Source organism: Amycolatopsis sp. lyj-108 (assembly GCF_046549005.1).
Classification (GTDB): domain Bacteria; phylum Actinomycetota; class Actinomycetes; order Mycobacteriales; family Pseudonocardiaceae; genus Amycolatopsis.
The window spans coordinates 338,866-359,038 of record NZ_JAJPWQ010000007.1 but is presented as its reverse complement, the minus strand read 5'-3'; the positions used below and the strand labels follow the sequence as shown (position 1 = coordinate 359,038).

Sequence of the window (20,173 nt, the reverse complement as noted above, 5' to 3'; positions counted from 1 at the left end):
ACGCACCGTAATCGAACGGAAGGGACGATGAATGTGAAGAAACTCAGGGGGGTCCTGGCGGCGGCCGCGCTGGCCGCCGGGCTGATCGGCGTCACCGCGCCGTCTGCCCAGGCCGACCAGGCGCGCTACTACATCCTCATCGGCGGCACCTGCGACGGAGCCGCGACCGTCTACAACGACGCCTGGTTGCGAGGCGGGATCCGGAAGGTGGTCCACTACCCGGCAGGGGCCGCCGGAGCACCGAACTGCGACCAGACGCCGATGGACCAGAGCGTCGCGCGCGGGCACGAAGAAGCCCGTCGTGTCGTCCAGAGCTCCTTCGACGAGAACCCTGGCGCGGAATTCACCGTCGTCGGCTACTCGCAGGGCGCGCTGGTCGCGAACCTGGTGCTGAACGACATCGCCGACGGGAAACTGGCCGTGGACAAGTCGCGGTTCAGGGCGAAGATCTTCGCCGACCCGATGCAGCCCGTCGGTCCGCCGGGACGCGGGATCAGCGCGGTGCTCCCGCCGGGCACCGGGGCGCCGTCGCCGTTCGGCGGCTACGTGTCGTTCGGGCCCGGCCGCACCGACTTCGGCGGTATCCCGTTCATCCGCTACTGCATCGAGACTGACGGCGTCTGCCACTTCGACACCATCGAAGCGCCGGGCGGGTACTTCGCCCAGCACCTGTGTTACCAGTGGGCCCGGCCGGCCGATCACCGCTCGATCATGGAGGACACGATCGCGGACGGCGTGTACACCAACGGTTCGCACGCGTTGCCGCGGCAGAACTGCCGTCCGCCATGGCCGGTGGCGTGACCGGCTGAAGACGGCTGCCGCCCGGCGCCCGATCGCCGGGTGACAGCGGTTCGGGCGATGGCCCGCCCACAGTGTCGTGGGCGGGCCATCGTCGAGCTACCGGACCGGCTGCCCCTCCGGTGCCGGGGCGTGGCCGGTCGGCCGGGCCGTGAAGGTGCCCCGGCCCTGGGTCCGGCTGCGCAGCCGCGTCGCGTAGCCGAACAGTTCGGCCAGCGGCACGGTCGCGGTGACCACGGTCGTACCCGCGCGCACCGCCGACCCCAGTACCCGGGCGCGCCGGGCGGCGAGGTCGCCGAGCACCACGCCGACGGCGCTTTCGGGCACGGTGACGGTCACTTCGGCGACCGGCTCCAGCAACGTCATCGCATCGGCACGCAACGCTTCCCTGAGCGCGAACCGTCCGGCCGTCCGGAACGCCATCTCCGACGAGTCCTTCGAGTGGGTGGCCCCGTCGGTCAGCGTGACCCGGACACCCGTCACCGGATGCCCGCCGAGCGGGCCTTCCGCCAGCGCGTCACGGCAACCCGCTTCGACGGCGCGGACGTATTCCCGCGGCACCCGGCCACCGACCACAGTGGACTCGAACTCGAATTCCCCTTCCTCCAATGGTTCCGTGTCGATGACGACGTGAGCGAACTGTCCGGCGCCACCGTCCTGTTTGACGTGCCGGTAGACGAAACCGGAAACGCCGCGCGCGACGGTCTCGCGGTAGGCGACGCGAGGCCGCCCGACGCCGACGTCGAGCCCGTGGTCACGCCGGATCTTCTCCACCGCCACCTCCAAATGCAGTTCACCCATTCCCGAGAGCAGCGTCTGGCCGGTCTCGCGATCGGTCCGGATGACCAGCGACGGGTCCTCCTCGACCAGCCGCGCCAGCGCCGACATCAGCCGTTCCGTGTCCGTTCCCGTGCGTGCCTCGACGGCGACCGACACGACCGGATCGGCCACGACGGGCGGCTCGAGCAGGAGCGGCGCCGACGGCGTGCACAACGTCGCGCCGGCACGCGCCGTCTTCAGCCCGACCACCGCGACGATGTCGCCCGCGACGGCACTGTCCACCCTGGTGTGCCGGTCCGCCTGGACCCGCAGGATGCGGCCGACACGCTCGATCCGGCCGCTGCCCACGTCCATCACCGCCTCCGAAGTCCGGATCCTGCCCGAATACACCCGCAGGTACGTCAACCGCCCGGTCGCGGTCGACGTCACCTTGAACACCAGTGCCGCGAACGGCGCCGACGGATCGGCGGGCCGTTCGTGGGCCGTGCCTTCGTACTCACCCCGGACCGGCGGGACATCCGACGGCGAGGGCAGATACGCCACCACGGCTTCCAGCAACGGCTCCACACCGCGGTTGCGGTACGCCGAGCCGCACAGCACCACGACGCCGTCCCCCGTGCGGGTCAACTCGCGCAGCGCCGAGACCAGCGTCTCCGTCGAAACCGCGGACGACTCGCAGAACTCGTCCAACGCGGCCGGATGGAGTTCCGCCACGGTCTCTTCGAGCAGCCGTCGACGCCGGTTCGCTTCGTCCACAAGGGACTCCGGAACCGGTCCTTCCTCGGCCGTCTCGCCGCCGTCGGCCCAAACGAGCGACCGCATCCGCAGCAGGTCGACGACGCCCGCGAAACCGTCTTCCGCCCCGATCGGCAGCTGGACCACCAGCGGACGCGGATGCAGCCGCTCCCGGATGGATTCCACGGCCGCGTCCAGGTCGGCGCCCGCGCGGTCGAGTTTGTTGACGAACGCGATCCGCGGTACGCCGTGCCGGTCTGCCTGGCGCCACACCGATTCGCTCTGCGGTTCGACCCCCGCGACGCCGTCGAACACCGCGATGGCGCCGTCGAGGACCCGGAGCGACCGTTCGACCTCGTCGGAGAAGTCGACGTGGCCGGGGGTGTCGATCAGGTTGACGAGATGGCCGTCCCACGAGCAGCTGACGGCGGCGGCGAAAATGGTGATGCCACGGTCTCGCTCCTGGGAATCGAAGTCGGTCACGGTCGTGCCGTCATGGACCTCACCGCGTTTGTAGGTGGTGCCGGTGACGTACAGGATCCGTTCGGTCAGCGTGGTCTTGCCCGCGTCGACATGGGCGAGGATGCCCAGATTGCGGACGGCGGACAGGGGGACGGTGCGCATGGCACGGGCCTTTCGAAAGTGATCTCCGGAGCTCGGACTGCGCGATTCGGGCGAACGCGGGGCAGGCGCCCTCGCCGTCGCGGGGCGACGGGAAGAGGGCGCGCAAAAGTCAGGCGTTCGTCAACGGGCCGGTGCTAGCCGCGCGGCAGGCACCGGGTGCGCGGAGACACGAGGATCACCTCGTAGCGGGCCGAGGGGACGACGACGGCGTAGTGATGACGCACGGTCCTGTCCTTCCTCGCCGGGATGATTCGCGGCGAGTGTAGCCACCGGAGACGCGGGCCGGGAACCGGTTTTCCGCGGAGACCGACCAATTTCCGGCGACGACGGTGTCCATCCTTTCGGGCATGGGGGGTCGGACGAGCTGCTGAGCTTGGCGAAGACCGGTGACGGCGAGGCGTTCCGAGACCTCGTCGCGCCGTATCGCCGTGAGCTGCAGGTGACGTTGCCGGCCGAGTGGCGCGGATCGACGCATACGAGGAACGCGCGTCCGTGGTCGTGAGTGGCGATTCGGGTTAGAACCCGAATCGCCACTCACGACCCCCTGCACCCGTCACTTGCAGAACGCGGTGTCCACAGTGGCCATGACGGCATTGCCGCCCTTCGCCCCGTCGCCGAAGGTGCCCGGCAGCGCGGTCACGGCGAGCCCGACGGTGCGGCCGTCTTCCGTGGCTCCGCCGCGGGTTTCGAATCCGTGGATGTCCCCGCCGTGTCCCCAGTACACGCCGCCGCAGCTGAGCGGGTTGCTCATCAGGCCGAGGCCGTATTTCGTTCCCGGGAACAGGGGCGCGTCGACCGTCTTCCGCATTTCGGCCAGCTGCGCGGCGGGCAGCAGCCTGCCTTCGAGCAGTACCCGGAAGAACTCGCCGAGGTCACTCGGCGTCGAGATCAGCTGCCCGGCGGCGCCGCCCCAGGACGGGTCCAGCTCGGTCGCGTCGATCACCTTGCCGGTGGCGGCGTTGCCGATGGCGTAACCCTGCGGATGCCGTCCCTGAATGGTCTGGTCGCCGACCTGCGGCCAGTAGGTGTGCTTCAAGCCCGCCTTCTTGATCACGCGTTCGGTGAGCTGCTCCTGGATCGGGCGTCCGGTCACTTTCTCGATCAGCATGCCCGCCAGCAGATAACCGGTGTTGCTGTACTCCCATTTGGTGCCGGGCGCGAACTTCGCCGGGTGGCTCAAGGCCGCGGCGAGCAGTTCGTGGTTCGGGAAGTACCGGTGCTGCACCTGCTCGAAGTTCTCCAGCCCGAGGTACTCGGTGTAGTTCGGCAGCCCGCTGGTGTGCTGCAGCAGATGCCGGACGGTGATCTTCGTGGCGTCGATGCCTTCGCCGCGCACGATCCCGGGCAGGTACTTCTCGATCGGCGCGTCCAGTTCCACCTTGCCCTCGGCCACCAGCTGCAGGACCACGACCGCCGTGAACGTCTTGGTGTTACTGCCCGCCCGGACCATGCCGTCCCGGGGAACCGGGACCTGGCGATCGATCCGCGAGGACCCCGCGACCAGCGACGCCGTACGCCTTCCGTCGGCCACGTAGGCGAGCGCGGCCGGGAACTTCTCCTGGCGCACCAACGAGTCGAGGCCCTTCTGCAGCTCAGACCCCTTGGCCGGCGCCGCGTCCGCCGTCGTGGTCCACGCGGCGCCCATCAGCCCCGCTACCGTCAGGACAACGACACCCTTGCGTACTGTCATTCGCACTCCTTGCTCGAACGGATCGATGCCTACGACCCTGGCCCGATCGGACGCGAAGATCAGGAGTGCAGGCTGCCGAATCACTGGTAGCGCTGGCGCTACCCATCGTCTCCGGCGAATATTTTTCGGACCAGAATTCGTCCCACCATTGTCGGCGCGTGTTGTAGCTGGCTAAGGTCAGTTCGGTAAGTGGACTAGACCACCCGAGGCCGGGAGGCGACGATGCCCCTCGACGAACAGCAGACCTGGGCAATGCTGCGAGAGCTGGACGAACCCGGCCACTGGGAGGTGCCGCACGACTTCGACGGACCGGCCGAACGGGCTCGATTCGAGCGACTGGCCGAACGGCTCGGCCACCGTTTCGGCTGCGCCTGCGATGTCGATCGCCATGTCCAGGACGCCAGCCACCTCGGCAGGATCGCGATCCCGGCGAGCGCGACCTCCGCACGGGACCAGGTGACCGTCACGGTCAGCAATTTCGGCGGCCTCGTCGCGGTGACACTGGGGAATCCGGGCAGTTACGACGAAGACGAGGAACGGGAGTTCTTCCCGGCACCGGTCCGAAGACGGGTCGAAGACGAGCTGGAAGCGCTCGGCTACCTGCCCGTCTCCGAACACCCGTTATGGACCAAGTACACCGGGATCAGCGGGTTCGACGCCCTCTATCCCCCGGACCGGCCGCCGTCGTGGTGGGACCGGTTCTTCGATTACCTCTAGGCGTTGCTCGGCGCGAGCGCGTCGGCGAGCTCCGCCGCGTTCGGCACGCTGACGAGCACCTCGTCGAACGAGAGCCCGGCAACCCCGCGATCGATCTCGATCCGCAACCCCGGCACGCCCCTGCGGACCGACACCAGCTGACGAATTCCTGTGCCCAGCCCCCAGTAGCCCACCTTCAGCACTCCGCTGATCAGCGCCCCTACCCGTCCCCCGCGCGTCCGTCGCAGGGGCGCGTCGACGTGCTCGACGACCTTGATCGCCGCCCGCGGAACGACCACTTCGTCGCGCCATACGGCCAGCCGCTCCCAGCCCGAGAACCTCACCCGTACTCCACCCTCGGTGATGTCCATCGTCGCCATCGTGACCGCCTTCCCTCCATAGCCATCTGATGTAGTTGTTATAGCAAGTGTATAGCAGATATCCTTGTGGGGTGTTGCTGACTCTCGACCTCGACAGCGAGGTTCCGATCTACCAGCAGATCCGCGACCGGATCGTCGAAGCCGTCGCCGACGGCGTGCTGGCCGAAGGCAGCGCCCTGCCCTCCACCCGGCAGCTCGGCGCCGATCTCGGGATCAACTTCCACACCGTCAACAAGGCCTATGACCTGCTGCGGACGCAGGGCTTCATCCGCATCAACCGCAAGACCGGCGCGGTGGTCCGGCGGGACGCGTCCTCCGGCCCGGCGGACGACGGCTACGCGGACGAATGGCAGGAACGCCTGCGCACCCTGCTCGCCGAAGCCGTCGCTCTGGGCCTGGGCCCGCGCGAAGTGACCAGCCGGTGCGGGTCCGTGCTGGACTCCTTCGCCGTGAGCGCCCGGCGATGACCGCACCGCTCTGGCTGAACCTTGCCCTCGTCGCGTTCACCGCGGCCGCCTTCGCCTCGGCACCCGCGCTGGCGCGGCCGACCCTCCCCTTCGGTGTCCGGGTCCCGGCCCGGCGCACCGAAGAGGCCGTCATCCTCCTCGCGCGACGCCGCTACAACCGGGGAATCGCGGCGGGTGCGGTCGTCGCCTGCGCCGTCGTCCTCATCGACGGGCTCGCACCCGAGGTCGTCCTTGTCGGTCTCGTCTTGGCCTATTCGCTGCTCGGCGGCCTGGCCAGTCGTGCGATCGTCGCCGCGAAGCGCGAGGAGGGCTGGTACGCCGGGACACGGCAGGCGGTCACCGCCGACACCTCACTGCGCTCGGATCCGGTCCGTCCACAGTGGATCCTGCTGGCGCCGGCGGTGCTGCTGGCCGTCGTCACGGCGGTCATCGGCCTGTTCGAGGGCACGACGAACTTCTCGGCGGTCCTCACGCAGGTCCTGGTCGTCGTGCTGATCCCGCCCCTGACCATCGCGATCTCACGTGCCCGCCCCGAGATCGACGCCGCCCAGCCGTCGGCCTCGGCGTCGCGCTACCGGGAGTACCTGCACGGGGTGCTCGGCCTGCTGCTGATCTCCGCGGGCTGTGTCAACGCGACGATGCTCGTTGTTTCGCTCCAGCTCTGGGGGATCGTCGAGACGACGGTGCCGACGACGATCGTGGGCTACCTGCCGCTCGCCGCCGCCTTCATCGCGTGGGTCGTCTTCTCAGTCCGGGCAGGCGACGCCGGGCACCGGTTGTCACCCACCGGCGGCGAACCGGAGACCCGGTACGAACAACGCGACGACGATCGCTACTGGCACGCCGCCGGGATGGTCTACCTGAATCGGAACGACCCCGCGTTTTTGGTGCACCGGCGAGTCGGGACCTACTGGACGCTCAACCTCGGGCATCCGATCGCCTGGATCGTCCTCGCCTTGGTCGCCGTGACCGGGGTGCTCGCCGGATTCGGTGTCGTGACCCTCCCGGCGAAAGGCGGCTGACGGTACCCTGGCCCTGGGTGAGGAACCGTGGCCGTGGTGCCGGACTTCGTGGGAATGCAGGCGCTCGACGCCTGGCTGTCCGGGCATGACGCGGGCCTGACACTGCAGGGCCCCGATCCGGACAGCCCGCACCCCCTGCTGAACGGCCAGGTCGTCGCGCAGATGCCCGCGGCAGGGACGCGTCTGCCGCGGTGGAGCGTGGTGACCGTCTGGATCACCGACGGCGGTGACCCCGCCGGCGTCCGCGAGCCGCGGCGTCCCCTGCCGAACCTTCTCGAGGACCAGGCCGAGGGCTGATCACCGGGTGTGATCGGCGGTGCCCGGGCCGCTCGTTACCCTGAGGGGATGACGTCGCAGAAAACCCCTCAAACGATGAAGCCCGCGACAGCGGCGAAGAAGCTGGGTGTGTACCTGGAGGCCACCCCGGCGGAGTTCCAGGAGGGTGTCGTCTCCCGCGACGAGCTGAACGCGCTGCAGGCCGACCCGCCCGAGTGGCTGCGGGAGCTTCGCCGCAACGGGCCGCACCCGCGTCCGGTCATCGCGGCGAAGCTGGGCATCTCCATTAGTGGCCTGGCACGCGGCGGGATCACCGAGGCCCTCACCACCGAGCAGATCGATGAGATCAAGAACGCCGCCCCGGATTGGCTGACGCGGGAGCGCGAGACCCACGCCGAGGTCCGCAAGGAAGAGGCGCGGGTCAAGGCCGCCCGTAGCGAGAGCTAGCCCCGGCGGCGGCGCTTCCCGCCCTTGGGAGCTCCGCGCTGCCCAGACTGCGGCTTCCGGCCGGCGGTCTGGGGGCGCTTGCTCTTCGCCGGCGCCTTCTTTTCGGGCGTCTGCTTTTCCGGGGCCTGCTGCCGCCCCCGAGTGCTGTTGACGGTCCGGCCGCGCACGATCCCGATGAACTGTTCCATCAGGTCGGAGGTCTCTTCGTCCGGCCAGGACAACGCGACCCCGGATTCGGGCGTGCCGGAGATCGGGCGATAGGTCAGGTCGCGCCGGTGGTGCAGCCGCGCGAGCGACTGCGGGACGAGCAAGAGCCCGACACCGGCGGCGACCAGCTCGATCGCGTCCGCAGTGGTGGCGGGGCGCTCCAGCGCGGGTTTCCCCGGCGGCCGCTCCCAGTCCAGCGTGTCGTCGAGCGGGTGCAGCACGACGTCGTCGGCGATGTCGTCGACGGAGACCTCGTCCGCGGCGGCGACCAGGTGGTCCTTGGGGACGACCACGACGGTCGTCTCGGTGTAGAGCGGGATCGCGTGCAGACCCTCGCGATCGATCGGGAGCCTCAGCAGGACTGCGTCCACCTCACGCTCCCGGACCAGCCCGGCGGCCTCGCCCGCGGTCGTCTGGACGAGCTCGAGCGGGACGCCGGGCGACCGCTCGTTCCAGATCCGGACCCACTTCGAGGGCGTCACGCCGGGGACGTACGCGAGCTTGAAGGAGGCGGGTGTTTCCGGGCCGGTCATAAGGGCAAGGTTACCGGGAGTGGTCATCGCGCTCGTGAGTGGCAAGGACGGTTAGAGACGGGTAGCGCAAAGGTGGCAACGTCGGGGCAGGGGTGTGGTGGCGAAGAGAGGGGTCTTCGCTACCACAGGTGCCGTCGCTGCAACCCATGGTCGAGATGTGTCGCGAAAGCCACTTTCGCGACGCCTGAGGTCCCGAAAGTGGCTTTCGCGACACGGCTGCCCCACGGCCGCGCGCGAATCCCCGCGACCCGGCACCTTTGCGTTACCTCTCAATAGAACAAAGGTGTCTCAGGTAGCTACGTGGATTCCGGCTGCAGGTTGGTGACAGGCCCAGGCCAGGTCCGTGAAGGCCTCCTTGCCGAGGTACGTGAAGGACCCCTTCCTTGCGCCTGGCGCAAGGAAGGGGTCCTTCATGTACTCAGGTGGGCATGGGCCCTGTTGCCGAGCCACTCACGAGACCCGCTACGGAGCCCAGGGCGCGGAGACCGCCCAGGTCACGTCCTGGTCGTACGAGACCGGGTTGTCGAACGGGTGCCCACCGCCGCTGGCCGCGACGTAGACGTACTCGGCGTAGTGCCGCATGTTCGTGCCGAGTTCGTTGACCGACGCCAGCCGGACTCCACCGGCCCCGGGCTGGGCGCAGAACGTCGCGTCCTTCCGGAACAGGTCGGTGTTGTCGTTTCCGGCCAGCCGCACCCGGAAGTCCGCGTGCCGCAGGAACTGGCCCGGATAGTTGCGCGCCTCCAGCGAGTAGCACGACGGATCGGCGAGCCCGCGCCGCACGACGAAGGTCGCGTCCGCCTTCAGCAGTGCCGCACTCGACGCGTTCACCACGTCCGTCCGCGCGAGACCGTCACGGTGCCGCAGGAAGCGGTCGGTGTAGCCGGGTGTGGTCACCTTGAACGATCGCGCTTGGTCCAGCGGCAGATCGGCACCGCTGCGCCAGAGCGGGACGGAAGCGGCCCACGTCGTGTCCGCCACGAAGCTCGACGGCGTGTCCCAAGGGTTCGTCCCGCCGCTGCGCGCGAGGTAGACGGTCGCGGCATAGTGACGGAGGTACGCGCCACGCTGGTTGAACGACTCCAGTGCCGTGCCGCCGGCGCCTTCCCGCGCGCAGAAGGTCGCGTCCCCGGCGAACAGGGCCGATCCGTCGTTCGCGTCCTTGCGGATCCGCGAAGCCGAATGTCGCAGGAAGTGCCCGGGGTAGTTCCGCGACTCGAACGACAGGCACGACGCGTCGGCCAGCCCTTGCCGGGCCCAGAACGTCGCGTCCTTCTTGGCCAGGTCCGCGCTGCCCTCGCCAAGGACATCGGTCCGGACGAAGTCGTCCTGGTGCCGCAGATAGCGATCCGTGTACCCGGCAGTGGTGACCCGCAACGACACGAGTTCACCCCGGCCCACCTCCGTGCCTTTGGCGATGGCGAGCACCTTCTGGTTGATCTCGCGCACCCGCGCCTCGGTCATCTTCAGCACGCGGCGGTCGTAGGTGTAGAAGCCGTTGACCTCGTTCTCGACGTCGTACGGCTCGGTGTAGACCGACGCGGAAAGCCCGCGGCCGTGCACGAACCGCCCGACCTGCTTGGTGATCTCCACGTACCGGTTCGTCAGCGACGTCTCGTCCGGGTACAGCGCGCCGTACGCGAAACCCTTGCCCGGCTCCCATTCGTGGCCTGCCACCTGTCTGCCGAGGCCGCCGTACTCCCCCAGCACCGCGATCCGCCGCGCGTCCGGCTGTCTCGTCCCGGTCGACATCTGGTACGCGTGGTCGTCGATCACGTCACCGTTGCCAGGATCCGGATCGGACACGCAGCAGTTGGATCCGGAGTTGTGGTTGATCAGCCGGGTGTCGTCGATCGAGCGGACCAGGTCCACGATGCGCCCGGCGTCGTATTCTCCCCAGCCTTCGTTGAACGGCACCCACTGCACGATCGAGGTGATGCTCTTGTGCTGCTCGATCATGCGCCGCAGTTCGGACTCGAAGTTCGTGTGCCCGTTCGGGACTTCGTCGATCGAGTCGAGCGATGGCATGTCCTGCCAGACCATCAGCCCGAGCCGGTCGGCGTGGTAGAACCACCGCGCGGGTTCGACCTTGATGTGCTTGCGGACCATGTTGAAGCCCAGCGCTTTCTGGCGTTCGAGGTCGAACCGCAGTGCCTCGTCGGTCGGCGCGGTGTAGATGCCGTCCGGCCAGTATCCCTGGTCGAGCGTGCCGAGCTGGAAGACGAACTTGCCGTTCAGCAGCGGCCGCATCACACCGCCGACCATCGCCTTGCCCAGCGACCGCATCCCGAAGTACCCGGTGACGGCGTCGCCTCCCGGCAGCCGCACACGCAGGTCGTAGAGGAACGGGTCGTCCGGTGACCACAACCGCGCGTTCGGCACGGGGACCCGGATGTGCGAGCCCACCACCCCGCTCGCGGTGCCGACCACTTGACCGCCCGAAAGGACTTCCGCGGTCGCCTGCTGCCCGGGAGTGCCCTGGACGACGAGGTCGAGCACGCCACCGGGCACGTCGGGAGTGGTGTCGAGCCGGGTGATGTGCTCGGCCCGGACCGGTTCCAGCCAGACGGTCTGCCAGATGCCCGACGCCGCCGTGTAGAAGATGCCGCCGGGGGTCTTCCGCTGCTTCCCGACCGGGTATCGGCTGCCGTCGACCGGTGACGCGACGCCGACGACGATCTCGTTCTCCCCCGCCTTGAGCGCCGCGGTGATGTCGAACGAGAACGCGTCGAAACCGCCGGTGTGGCTCCCGATCGAAGTCCCGTTGACCCAGACCTTGGTCTCCCAGGTGACCGCGCCGAAGTTGAGCTTCACCCGTCGACCGTCCCAAGTGGACGGAACGGAGAACGTCCGGCGGTAGAACATGTTGTCCTCATGCCGTTTGATCCCCGAAAGCATCGACTCGATCGGGTACGGCACCAGGACGTTCTCGCTCAGCGGCCTGCCGATCGGTGGCGAGTTCAGATTCGGCGCGCCGGTGAAACCCCAGGTCCCGTTGAGGTTGAGCCATTCGGAGCGCACCAGTTGCGGACGCGGGTACTCGGGCAGCGCGTTCGACGGCGAGACCTGATCCGTCCATGGGGTGGGAAGCGGGACGGGGGCGGCTTGGGCGACGGGCACGAGTGTCGTCGCGGCGGCCAGCAGACCGGCCACGACACTCAGGACGCGCGCGGTTCTTCGGTGCATGCGATCTCCCTATCTCCGGGCGGTCGTGCGGGCGAGCGACCGCTGCAGAACAACGACCACCAGCAGGAACGCACCGCTGACCACCGACTGGTAGTTGCTGTCGAGAGTTCCTATCTGGTTGATTACGTTCTGGATGACCGTTCGGATGCCTACGCCGATGACAGTTCCGAGAATCGTGCCCATTCCGCCGGTCAGAAGGGTGCCCCCGATGACGACGACGGAGATGGCGTCCAGTTCGAGGCCGACCCCGATCACCGTGACGCCGGACTGCAGGTAGGCCGCGGTGAGCGCGCCCGCGAGCCCGGAAAGGACGCCGCTCATCACGTAGACGGTGACCTTGGTGCGCGCCACCGGCAGCCCCATCAGCTTCGCGGACTGTTCCGAGCCGCCGGTGGCGAACACCGACTGCCCGAACCGGGTCCGCCGCAGCACGAGCCCGCCGATCAGGCACAGCGCCGCCGCGATGAACACCGGGTAGCCGAAGCCGAACATCGTGCCGCGGCCGAGTTCGACGAACGCCTCGCCCTCCGGGATCTTGTACGTCGTCGCGCCCTCGCTGGTGATCGCGAGCAGCAGCCCGCGGGCGAACAACAGGGACGCCAGCGTGACGATGAACGGCGCCATTCCGGTTTTCGCGACCAGAAGCCCGTTGATCAACCCGATCAGCCCGCACACCGCCAGGGGCAGCAGCAGCGCCACGAGAAAACCCCATTGTGACCCGTAGGCGGCGAGGACCCCGCCGAGCGCGTAGACCGAGCCCACCGACAGGTCGATCCCGCCGGTGATGATCACGAACGTCATGCCGAGCGCGATGATCGCGAGGAACGAGCTCTGCAACGCGATGTCACGCAGGTTGTCCAAGCTGCCGAAGCGCGGGAACAACAGCCACGCGACGGCGACCATGAGCACCAGCGCGATCGCCGCGCCTTGTTTCTGCAGCACTCCGGTCATCAGCTCGCGCCGGGTGGAGTCCTGAGCGGCCATCGTGGGCGCCGCGGTCATCGGCTGCTCCGTTCCCGTGCGACGTACACCGCGACGACGATGATCGCGGCCTGGATCATCTGCGCGGACGAATCCGGCAGGTTGTGCTTGATGAGCGTGGCGCGGACGAGCTGCATGAGCAGCACCCCCATCACCGTGCCGAGGATGCGGACACGGCCGCCGGTCAGCGGGGTACCGCCGACCACGACCGCGGTGATCGCGGACAGTTCCATCAGCAACCCGGCGTCCGCGGGGTCGCCGGCGCCGAGCCGCGCCGTCGAAAGCACCCCGGCCAGCGCCGCGAGCAGCCCGCAGATCGCGTACACGCCGATGAGGACGCGGTTGACCGGCAGCCCGGCGAGCACACTGGCCCGCCGGTTGCCGCCGATCGCGACCAGCCGCCTGCCGAACGCCGTCTTCCCGACCAGCGCCGCCACCAGCACCGCCAGGACCGCCGCGATGAGCACACTCACCGGAATCCCGAGCACCTCGCCGTTGCCGAGCGCGAGGAACGTCTCGTCGTGCAGCTGGATGAGCTGACCGTCGGCGAGCACCAGCGCGAGGCCGCGTCCGCCGACCAGTAAGGCGAGTGTCGCCACGATCGGCTGGATCCCGACTCTGGCCACGAGAACACCGTTGAACGCTCCCGCCGCCAACCCGGCCGCGAGGGCGATGGCGACCGCGGGCAGCGTCCCGTAGCCGAGGTACAGCGGGACGAGCGCGGCCGACAGCGCCATCACCGCGCCCACCGACAGGTCGACGCCCTCGGTGCCGATCACCAGCGCCATGCCGAGCGCGACCACCAGCACCGGCGCGGCCTGGATGAGCTGGGTGCGGAAGTTCCCGACAGTCAGGAAGTTCGCCGTGAACGCGATGTTGAACAGCACCAGCGCGACGACGGCGACGTACACGCCGTACTCCTGCAGCCACCGCGCCACCCGGGTCCGGTCCACCGATTTGCCCGTGTCCGTCATGGTGCTTCCCGGATCCTCTGTTCTCCGCTGGGTGCTAGTCATCGGCGCTCCCGCCTGAAGCGATCGCGGCCAGCACGTGGTCCTGGGTCAGCTGCTCCCCCGCCAGTTCCCCGACCACCGCGCCGTCCTTCAGCACGATCAGCCGGTCTGCGCCGTCGAGGAGCTCCTCCATCTCCGACGAGATCAGCAGGACGGCGAGCCCGTCTTTCGCGAGTTCGTCGATCAGCGCCTGCACCTCCGCCTTCGCGCCGACGTCGATGCCCCGGGTCGGCTCGTCGAGCAGCAGCACTTTCGGTTCGGTGCACAGCCAGCGGGCCAGCAGCACCTTCTGCTGATTGCCGCCGGAGAGTTCGGCGACCTTCTGCTCGGGGCTGGACACCTTGATCCGCAGGCGTTTCACGAACGTGTCGACGATCCTGTCCTGCCGGGCACGGCTGACCATGCCGAAGCGGGACAGCTTCGGCAACGCGGCGAGCACGATGTTCTCCCGCACCGAAAGATGCGGGATGATCCCCTCGGTCTTGCGGTCCTCGGCGAGCATGCTGACGCCCGCGCGCATCGCGGCGGCCACACTCCCTTGCGGCACCTGCTTTCCCCCGACCAGGACGGTGCCGCCGGACAGCGGCAGGTCGCCGACGATCGCCCGCGCGGTCTCGGTCCTTCCGGAGCCGAGCAGCCCGGCGAGGCCGACGATCTCGCCGGGTTTGATCTCCACCGAGACCCCGCCAAGACGGTTGCCGCTGGTGAGATTCTCTGCTCGCAGCACCGGTTCCCGGCCTGCCTCGTGGTCGCCCTCGAAGGCCGTCGCGCCGTGCGAGCGGATGTCGCCGACACTGCGGCCGAGCATCATCGACACCAGTTCCAGCCGCGGCAGCTCCGCGAGCGGTCCGGTGTGGACTCGCTTGCCGTCCCGCAGCACCGTGACGCGGTCGCAGATCCGGTAAAGCTCGTCCATCCGGTGACTGACGTACACGATCGCGATCCCGCGTTCATGCAGTCTGCCGATGACCTCGAACAGCGTCTCGACCTCGCGCGGTTCCAGCGAAGATGTCGGCTCGTCCATGATCACGACGTCGGCGTCGACCGACACCGCACGGGCCAGCGCGACCATCTGCTGGGCGCCGACACCGAGCGTCCCGAGTGGACGGCGGACGTCGGCGTCGATGCCGTAGTCCTTCAGCAATGCCGCCGCGTCGGCGTTCATCCGCGCCCAGTCCACCAGCCCGAATCGCTTCCGCGGCTCGCGGCCGAGGTACATGTTGCTCGCCACGCTCATCAGCGGGATGAGGTTGACCTCCTGGTAGATCGTGGAGATCGCGCCCCGCGCGTGGATCGTGCCGGAGTCCGGCCGGTGCACGCCGGTGAGCACCTTGATCAGCGTCGATTTGCCGGCGCCGTTCTCGCCCACCAGCGCGTGCACCTCGCCCGGCCGCAGCGCGAACGACACGTCGTCGAGCGCGCGCACCCCGGCGAACGTCTTCGTCACGCCTTCGACCTCGAGAACCGGTTCCATCGTCAGTACGCGTTCCCGAGCTTCTGCGCCGCGTTCGCCGAGTCGTACTGGTCGTCGGAGATCACCACGGTCGGCGGGATCTCCTTGCCGGCGGCGAAGTCCTGCAGCGTCGAGAAGGCGAGCGGGCCGAAGCGCGGGTTGGACTCGATCACCGCGTTGTAGCTGCCGTCGGCGAGGAGCTGGACGGCGTTGCGGGTGCCGTCGATCGAGACGATCTTGACGTCCTTGCCCGGCGTCTTGCCGGCGGCCTTGAGCGCGGTGACCGCGCCGATGCCCATCTCGTCGTTCTCGGCGTAGACGGCGGTGATCTCGGGGTTGCTCTGGATCAGCTGCTCCATGACCGCCTGGCCCTTGGACCGGTCGAACTCACCGGTCTGCTCGGCGACGATCTGGATGCCCGTGGTCGAGGCGATCTCGTCCTTGAAACCCTTGGTGCGGTCGGTGGTCACGTTGTTCCCGGACGCGCCGAGCAGGATCGCGACCTTGCCGGTGCCGCCGGTCGCCTTCACCATCTCCTGCGCCGCGCGCTTGCCCTGCTCGACGAAGTTGGAGCCGATGAAGGTCAGGTAGTCGGAGCACGGCTGCGAGGTCACCTTGCGGTCGATCGTGATGACCGGGACCTTCTTGGCCTTCGCCGCGTCGAGGGCGGGCTGGAGGCCGTCGGAGTTCAGCGGGGCGACGATGAGCAGCTGCGCGCCCCGGTCCAGCAACGACTTGATGTCGCTGACCTGTTTGTTGAGATCGCTCTGCGCGTTGGTGACCAGGAGTTTGTCCGCCGGGACACCGAGTTTCGTAGCTTCGTCCTTGATGGACTGCGTTTCGGCGATGCGGAACGGGTTCGCCTCCTTCTCCGACTGGGAGAAGCCGATGACCGCGTTCTTCACGTCCACCTGCGGATAGCCGATCTTCTCGCGGGCGCATCCCGGCCCCGCGGCCTGGTTCGGCGCCGCCGAAGCGGCCGGTCCCGCCCCCGACGGGGCGGATTGCTGGGTCTCGCGACTGGTGCAGGCCGTCAGCGCGAGCGCGAGGCCGGTCACCAGGAGCAGGGTGCGGCGGATGGGCAGGGACATCGATCGCTCCTCGGGGAAGTCGAGCACAAGGGTCTGCGGTGACCCATGTCACTCATTAGGACGATGCCAGATTTACATCGTTGGTACAACGTTGTAAATCCGCCGTTCGCGCGGCTAGGCTGTGCCGGATCTGTGCCGGAGCACTGCAGAGGGGAGCGAGGGTGGCCACGCTCAAGGACGTCGCCAAGCTGGCGGGCGTCTCGGTCAAGACCGTGTCGAACGTGGTCAACGGCTACGACTTCGTCAAACCGGAGAACCGCAAGCGGGTCGAGGAGGCACTGGCGTCGACCGGCTACCGGCCCAACCTCGGCGCCCGGAACCTCCGTCGCGGCCGCACCGGGTTCCTCGGGCTGATGCTGCCCGAGTTGAGCATCCCGTACTTCGGCGAACTGGCGGGGCTGGTGCTGCAGGCGGCGCAGGAGCACGAGTGGAACGTCCTCATCGAACAGACCCTCGGCACCAGGGAGCGAGAGCGCAACGCCCTGTCCGCGCTGGGGCCGCATCTGATCGACGGCGCGATCATCAGCCCGGAAGCGTTGCACACCAACGACTTCGAAGACCTGGCGCCGGGCGTCCCGCTGGTGATGCTCGGCGAGCACGTCGTCGACGTCCCGATAGACCACGTCGGCATCGACAACGTCCAGGCCGCCCGGATCGCCGTGCGGCACCTGATCTCACTCGGCCGCCGCCGGATCGCCGCGATCGGCGCGCATCCGCAGCGCCACACGGCCGCGCAACGGCTGGAGGGCTACCACTCCGCGCTCGAAGAGGCCGGGCTCACACCCATTCCGGAACTCGTCCTGCCCGCTCTGCGCTACCACCGCGCCAACGGCGCCGAGGCGATGGCACATCTCCTCGCGCTGCCGGAACCGCCCGACGCCGTCTTCTGCTTCAACGACCTCCTCGCCATCGGCGCCCTTCGCGCCGCGGCCGAACGCGGCGTCCAGGTGCCGTCGGACATGGCGATCGTCGGCTTCGACAACAACGAGGAGAGCGCGTACAGCCTGCCCTCGCTCACGACGATCGCCCCGGACAAGGCGGCGATCGCGCGGGCGGCGGTCGATCTGCTGCGGCGGCGTATCGCGGGCGGGATCGACCTTGAACCGGAAGACGTCCAGACGCCGTTCTCGCTGGAGATCCGGAACAGCACGATCACCTGACCCCGCAAGTAGGTGACGAATTGCGGGGGTTGACGGGGCGCTCCACGTGGGTGGCGGGGCCCGAGTGTCCACGGGGGACGTCATTCTCCGACTGAATGCCCGGTTGGTCCCCGGCTAGGCGATTCTGCGTAGGGGTCGTGAACCCGCGCAAATGCCTTAAATCGGGCATTGCCATCTCGACAAGTGTCCCGAATGGACAGTCAAGGAGGTGTCTAGTCCGTGAAGGACCCCTTCATGTACTTCACCAGGCGCTCACGCCAGGTCGCCAGCCCCCGCCCTGCCGCAATTAGTCGTCTGGATGCGGTGGTTGCGCGCGCAACCACCGCATCCAGACGACTAATTGCGGGAGTCGCTTGCGACGACCACGCGCAGTCGAGCATTGTGTGTCCGTGAACCGGGCCCTGGCCGTGCTGACCCTCGTCGCGTACGTGACGCTGCCCCTCGGCTCGGCCAAGTACGAGACGCTCGTGCTCCCGACGCTCGTCGCCGGGCTGGTCTACGCGGCGATCGCGGTCATCGGCTTCCCCTGGGTCCAGAAGCACGGACGTGCGTGGGCGATCGCGTATGTCTGCGTTCAGTTGCCGCTCGGCTTCACCCTGTTCTCGCTTTCGGGCGCCGCTGTCGGGTCCGTCCTGCTTCTCGTGGTCCTTGTCAGCCACACCGTGTTGCTGTTGCCGCTGCCCGTGGCTTTCGGGGTCGCGGTGCTGATCCCGCTGATCCATCTGCCGATGGCGCCGATGGACGGGCTCCGTGAAGGGCTCGGGACGCTGGCGGTCATGATCTTCGCGGCCGTGGTCACCGAGCTCGTCGTCCGGGAAAAGCGGGCGCGGGAGGAGCTTGCCGACGCGCACGAACGTCTTCGCGACCAAGCCGCGCAGGCCGAACAGCTCGCCACGATCCAGGAACGCAACCGGCTCGCGCGCGACATCCACGACGGGCTCGGTCATCACCTCACGGTCGTGCAGATGATGCTGCAGGCCGCCCGCGCGGTGATCGGCACCGGCGACACCGAACGGGTCGACGGGATGCTCGCCAAGGCACAGGACCAGTCGCGGGAGGCGCTGGCGGAGGTCCGCCGCTCGGTCTCCGCACTGCGGGAACCGCGCTCCGAGCCGCTCGCGGAAGTGTTGCGGGCATTGACCGACGAGGCTTCCGCGGCCGGCGTGCCGACCGCGTTCGAGGTCAAGGGCGCGGCGCGGGAAACCCGTGCCGAGGTGGAGGAATCGCTGTTCCGGGCGGCCCAGGAGGGACTGACCAACGTGCACAAGCACGCGCGTGCCAAGGCCGCGACCGTGGTGCTCGACTACGCCGAGGCCGATCGAGTCCGGCTGGAGGTCCGCGACGACGGTCTCGGAATCGCTGGGGATCCCCCGCCGGACAAGGGTTTCGGGCTCGTGGGGCTCCGCGAGCGGGTCGCCGGACTTGGCGGCCGGGTTTCGGTCGACTCCGCGGAAGGCCAAGGCTTGACGCTCACCGTGGAGGTGCCGGGATGAGCGTCCGCGTGCTGATCGTCGACGACCAGGCGTTGTTCCGCGAAGCGTTGGCGACCCTGCTGGAAGTCCAGCCGGGGATCGAAGTCGTCGGCGAGGCGGCCGACGGAGAGCAGGCGGTCCGGCTGTGCGCCGAACTCCGGCCCGACGTCGCGCTGATGGATCTGCGGATGCCGGTCCTGGACGGGATCGCGGCCACCGCCCGGCTTCGGGCCGAGCAGCCCGGCGTACGTGTCCTCGCTCTGACCACCTTCGATGACGACGAGGACGTGTTCGCCGCGCTCAGGGCGGGTGCCGTCGGCTATCTGCTCAAGGACGTCTCGTCGACGCGGCTGGTCGAAGCGCTGGTCGCGGCCGAACGGGGCGAGTCGGTGCTGCAGCCGTCGGTCGCGGCGAAACTCGTCGCCAGGGTGGCGCGGCTGCCCGCCGAGACACCGCGGGCACAGCCGTTGGTGACCCCGCTTTCCGAACGGGAGCTGGAGGTGGTCCGGCTCCTCGCGGACGGCCGCAGCAACCGGGAGATCGCCAAGACGCTGTTCCTCGCCGAGGGAACGGTGAAGAACCTCGTGACGAGTGTCCTGTCCAAGCTCCAGGTGCGGGACCGGACCCAGGCCGCCTTGCGCGCGAGGGAACTCGGCCTGTTCTGAACCCTGGTCACATGACCTCGCGCATGACTTCCGGCACCTGCCCTCGTGCCCCGTCGCGGCCGAACATTGCTCCCGTCGCACCGATCGAGGGAGCCGGAATGCACCACACGACAGAACCCAAGACCCGCAAGCAGGCCATCGTGCACTTCACCCGCCACGCCGTGGAGATGCTTCTCGCGATGGTGGCCGGGATGATCGTCCTTGAACCGGTCTGGTCGTTCCTGTGGCCCGGCCTCGCCGGGAACGTGACCGCGAGTGCGCTGGTGATGGCGACGAACATGTCGCTCGGCATGGCGCTGTGGATGCGGATCCGGCGCCACGGCTGGGCGTCGATCGCGGAGATGTCGGCCGCGATGTACGTGCCATACCTGCTGTTCATGCCGTTCTACTGGACCGGCCTGGTGTCCGGGTCGACGTTGATGACGGCCGGGCACGTGCTGATGGTGCCCGCGATGCTCGCCGCCATGCTCCGCCGTCGCGCCGAGTACGGAGCCTGA

At 68.7% G+C, this 20,173-nt stretch carries 20 protein-coding genes; 11 read left to right on the top strand and 9 right to left on the bottom strand.

Translation table 11 applies throughout. The features are described from left to right. Nucleotides 1-27: 27 nt before the first annotated feature. The gene (locus ACLJO0_RS26140; RefSeq protein WP_410581071.1) at nt 28-801 is read left to right on the top strand and encodes a PE-PPE domain-containing protein; all 774 of its coding nucleotides are present in this window, start codon (nt 28-30) and stop codon (nt 799-801) included. Between the two features lie 96 nt (nt 802-897). Here ACLJO0_RS26140 and fusA read toward each other — a convergent pair whose 3' ends face one another. Further along, nucleotides 898-2,937 carry an elongation factor G gene (fusA, locus tag ACLJO0_RS26135; RefSeq protein ID WP_410581069.1) on the bottom strand — a complete coding sequence of 680 codons (2,040 nt, stop codon included), beginning with the start codon at nt 2,935-2,937 and terminating at the stop codon, nt 898-900. A gap of 373 nt (nt 2,938-3,310) precedes the next feature. On the opposite strand from fusA, the gene ACLJO0_RS26130 reads away from it, so the two are divergent. Further along, entirely contained in the window at nt 3,311-3,439 is a 129-nt protein-coding gene (locus tag ACLJO0_RS26130; protein WP_410581067.1) for a hypothetical protein, read from the top strand. Between the two features lie 51 nt (nt 3,440-3,490). Here ACLJO0_RS26130 and ACLJO0_RS26125 read toward each other — a convergent pair whose 3' ends face one another. Then, the gene (locus ACLJO0_RS26125) at nt 3,491-4,627 is read right to left on the bottom strand and encodes a serine hydrolase domain-containing protein (protein ID WP_410581066.1); all 1,137 of its coding nucleotides are present in this window, start codon (nt 4,625-4,627) and stop codon (nt 3,491-3,493) included. Nucleotides 4,628-4,849: 222 nt separating this feature from the next. Between ACLJO0_RS26125 and ACLJO0_RS26120 the strand changes: the two genes are divergently transcribed. After that, nucleotides 4,850-5,344 (top strand): hypothetical protein, encoded by a 495-nt coding sequence (locus ACLJO0_RS26120; RefSeq protein WP_410581064.1) that lies wholly within the window; start codon nt 4,850-4,852, stop codon nt 5,342-5,344. On the opposite strand, the gene ACLJO0_RS26115 is transcribed toward ACLJO0_RS26120, so the two are convergent. Then, nucleotides 5,341-5,694, bottom strand: a complete 354-nt coding sequence (locus tag ACLJO0_RS26115) for a hypothetical protein (protein WP_233620707.1) — start codon at nt 5,692-5,694, stop codon at nt 5,341-5,343. The two genes, ACLJO0_RS26120 and ACLJO0_RS26115, sit on opposite strands and share 4 nt — an antisense overlap. 80 nt (nt 5,695-5,774) lie before the next feature. Between ACLJO0_RS26115 and ACLJO0_RS26110 the strand changes: the two genes are divergently transcribed. Genes ACLJO0_RS26110 through ACLJO0_RS26095 form a run of 4 tightly spaced genes read left to right on the top strand, consistent with a single transcriptional unit; the run spans nt 5,775 to nt 7,915 of the window. Continuing rightward, nucleotides 5,775-6,170, top strand: a complete 396-nt coding sequence (locus ACLJO0_RS26110) for a GntR family transcriptional regulator (RefSeq protein ID WP_410581062.1) — start codon at nt 5,775-5,777, stop codon at nt 6,168-6,170. Then, nucleotides 6,167-7,192 carry a DUF1648 domain-containing protein gene (locus ACLJO0_RS26105; RefSeq protein ID WP_410581061.1) on the top strand — a complete coding sequence of 342 codons (1,026 nt, stop codon included), beginning with the start codon at nt 6,167-6,169 and terminating at the stop codon, nt 7,190-7,192. The genes ACLJO0_RS26110 and ACLJO0_RS26105 overlap by 4 nt, the downstream gene beginning before the upstream one ends. 27 nt (nt 7,193-7,219) lie before the next feature. Next, nucleotides 7,220-7,489, top strand: coding sequence for a PASTA domain-containing protein (locus ACLJO0_RS26100; RefSeq protein WP_410581060.1), 270 nt, complete (start codon nt 7,220-7,222; stop codon nt 7,487-7,489). Nucleotides 7,490-7,537: 48 nt separating this feature from the next. Then, the gene (locus ACLJO0_RS26095) at nt 7,538-7,915 is read left to right on the top strand and encodes a DUF5997 family protein (RefSeq protein WP_233611739.1); all 378 of its coding nucleotides are present in this window, start codon (nt 7,538-7,540) and stop codon (nt 7,913-7,915) included. Here the strand turns inward: ACLJO0_RS26095 and ACLJO0_RS26090 are convergent. The 6 genes from ACLJO0_RS26090 to ACLJO0_RS26065 all read right to left on the bottom strand — a co-directional run bounded on the left by ACLJO0_RS26090 (nt 7,912) and on the right by ACLJO0_RS26065 (nt 16,379). Continuing rightward, nucleotides 7,912-8,655, bottom strand: a complete 744-nt coding sequence (locus ACLJO0_RS26090) for a LysR family substrate-binding domain-containing protein (protein ID WP_410581058.1) — start codon at nt 8,653-8,655, stop codon at nt 7,912-7,914. The genes ACLJO0_RS26095 and ACLJO0_RS26090 overlap by 4 nt on opposite strands. Before the next feature lie 462 nt (nt 8,656-9,117). Further along, nucleotides 9,118-11,841 (bottom strand): AbfB domain-containing protein, encoded by a 2,724-nt coding sequence (locus tag ACLJO0_RS26085; protein ID WP_410581057.1) that lies wholly within the window; start codon nt 11,839-11,841, stop codon nt 9,118-9,120. A gap of 9 nt (nt 11,842-11,850) precedes the next feature. After that, nucleotides 11,851-12,843: an ABC transporter permease gene (locus ACLJO0_RS26080; RefSeq protein ID WP_199746791.1), complete on the bottom strand. Its 993-nt coding sequence runs from the start codon at nt 12,841-12,843 to the stop codon at nt 11,851-11,853. Beyond that, complete coding sequence (locus ACLJO0_RS26075; protein ID WP_410581056.1) at nt 12,840-13,796, bottom strand: ABC transporter permease; 957 nt, start codon at nt 13,794-13,796, stop codon at nt 12,840-12,842. The genes ACLJO0_RS26080 and ACLJO0_RS26075 overlap by 4 nt, the downstream gene beginning before the upstream one ends. A gap of 34 nt (nt 13,797-13,830) precedes the next feature. Then, the gene (locus ACLJO0_RS26070; protein ID WP_410581055.1) at nt 13,831-15,309 is read right to left on the bottom strand and encodes a sugar ABC transporter ATP-binding protein; all 1,479 of its coding nucleotides are present in this window, start codon (nt 15,307-15,309) and stop codon (nt 13,831-13,833) included. 2 nt (nt 15,310-15,311) lie between these two features. Continuing rightward, complete coding sequence (locus ACLJO0_RS26065; protein ID WP_410581054.1) at nt 15,312-16,379, bottom strand: ABC transporter substrate-binding protein; 1,068 nt, start codon at nt 16,377-16,379, stop codon at nt 15,312-15,314. A 161-nt stretch (nt 16,380-16,540) separates the two neighbouring features. On the opposite strand from ACLJO0_RS26065, the gene ACLJO0_RS26060 reads away from it, so the two are divergent. The 4 genes from ACLJO0_RS26060 (at nt 16,541) to ACLJO0_RS26045 (ending at nt 20,173) form a co-directional block, all read left to right on the top strand. Then, the gene (locus tag ACLJO0_RS26060) at nt 16,541-17,539 is read left to right on the top strand and encodes a LacI family DNA-binding transcriptional regulator (RefSeq protein WP_410581053.1); all 999 of its coding nucleotides are present in this window, start codon (nt 16,541-16,543) and stop codon (nt 17,537-17,539) included. A 389-nt stretch (nt 17,540-17,928) separates the two neighbouring features. Next, the gene (locus tag ACLJO0_RS26055; RefSeq protein WP_410581052.1) at nt 17,929-19,032 is read left to right on the top strand and encodes a sensor histidine kinase; all 1,104 of its coding nucleotides are present in this window, start codon (nt 17,929-17,931) and stop codon (nt 19,030-19,032) included. Continuing rightward, entirely contained in the window at nt 19,029-19,676 is a 648-nt protein-coding gene (locus ACLJO0_RS26050; RefSeq protein ID WP_410581051.1) for a response regulator, read from the top strand. Before ACLJO0_RS26055 ends, ACLJO0_RS26050 begins: the two co-directional genes overlap by 4 nt. Nucleotides 19,677-19,774: 98 nt before the next feature. Further along, complete coding sequence (locus ACLJO0_RS26045) at nt 19,775-20,173, top strand: hypothetical protein (protein WP_410581050.1); 399 nt, start codon at nt 19,775-19,777, stop codon at nt 20,171-20,173.

Excerpts from the sequence above, each read along its gene's own strand:
- ACLJO0_RS26105 (WP_410581061.1), top strand. The coding sequence starts at position 6,167 with ATGACCGCACCGCTCTGGCTGAACCTTGCCCTCGTCGCGTTCACCGCG.
- ACLJO0_RS26080 (WP_199746791.1), bottom strand. The coding sequence starts at position 12,843 with ATGACCGCGGCGCCCACGATGGCCGCTCAGGACTCCACCCGGCGCGAG.
- ACLJO0_RS26070 (WP_410581055.1), bottom strand. The coding sequence starts at position 15,309 with ATGGAACCGGTTCTCGAGGTCGAAGGCGTGACGAAGACGTTCGCCGGG.
- ACLJO0_RS26140 (WP_410581071.1), top strand. The coding sequence starts at position 28 with ATGAATGTGAAGAAACTCAGGGGGGTCCTGGCGGCGGCCGCGCTGGCC.
- ACLJO0_RS26085 (WP_410581057.1), bottom strand. The coding sequence starts at position 11,841 with ATGCACCGAAGAACCGCGCGCGTCCTGAGTGTCGTGGCCGGTCTGCTG.
- ACLJO0_RS26065 (WP_410581054.1), bottom strand. The coding sequence starts at position 16,379 with ATGTCCCTGCCCATCCGCCGCACCCTGCTCCTGGTGACCGGCCTCGCG.
- ACLJO0_RS26075 (WP_410581056.1), bottom strand. The coding sequence starts at position 13,796 with ATGACGGACACGGGCAAATCGGTGGACCGGACCCGGGTGGCGCGGTGG.
- ACLJO0_RS26120 (WP_410581064.1), top strand. The coding sequence starts at position 4,850 with ATGCCCCTCGACGAACAGCAGACCTGGGCAATGCTGCGAGAGCTGGAC.
- ACLJO0_RS26090 (WP_410581058.1), bottom strand. The coding sequence starts at position 8,655 with ATGACCGGCCCGGAAACACCCGCCTCCTTCAAGCTCGCGTACGTCCCC.
- ACLJO0_RS26045 (WP_410581050.1), top strand. The coding sequence starts at position 19,775 with ATGCACCACACGACAGAACCCAAGACCCGCAAGCAGGCCATCGTGCAC.
- fusA (WP_410581069.1), bottom strand. The coding sequence starts at position 2,937 with ATGCGCACCGTCCCCCTGTCCGCCGTCCGCAATCTGGGCATCCTCGCC.
- ACLJO0_RS26050 (WP_410581051.1), top strand. The coding sequence starts at position 19,029 with ATGAGCGTCCGCGTGCTGATCGTCGACGACCAGGCGTTGTTCCGCGAA.
- ACLJO0_RS26095 (WP_233611739.1), top strand. The coding sequence starts at position 7,538 with ATGACGTCGCAGAAAACCCCTCAAACGATGAAGCCCGCGACAGCGGCG.
- ACLJO0_RS26125 (WP_410581066.1), bottom strand. The coding sequence starts at position 4,627 with ATGACAGTACGCAAGGGTGTCGTTGTCCTGACGGTAGCGGGGCTGATG.
- ACLJO0_RS26115 (WP_233620707.1), bottom strand. The coding sequence starts at position 5,694 with ATGGACATCACCGAGGGTGGAGTACGGGTGAGGTTCTCGGGCTGGGAG.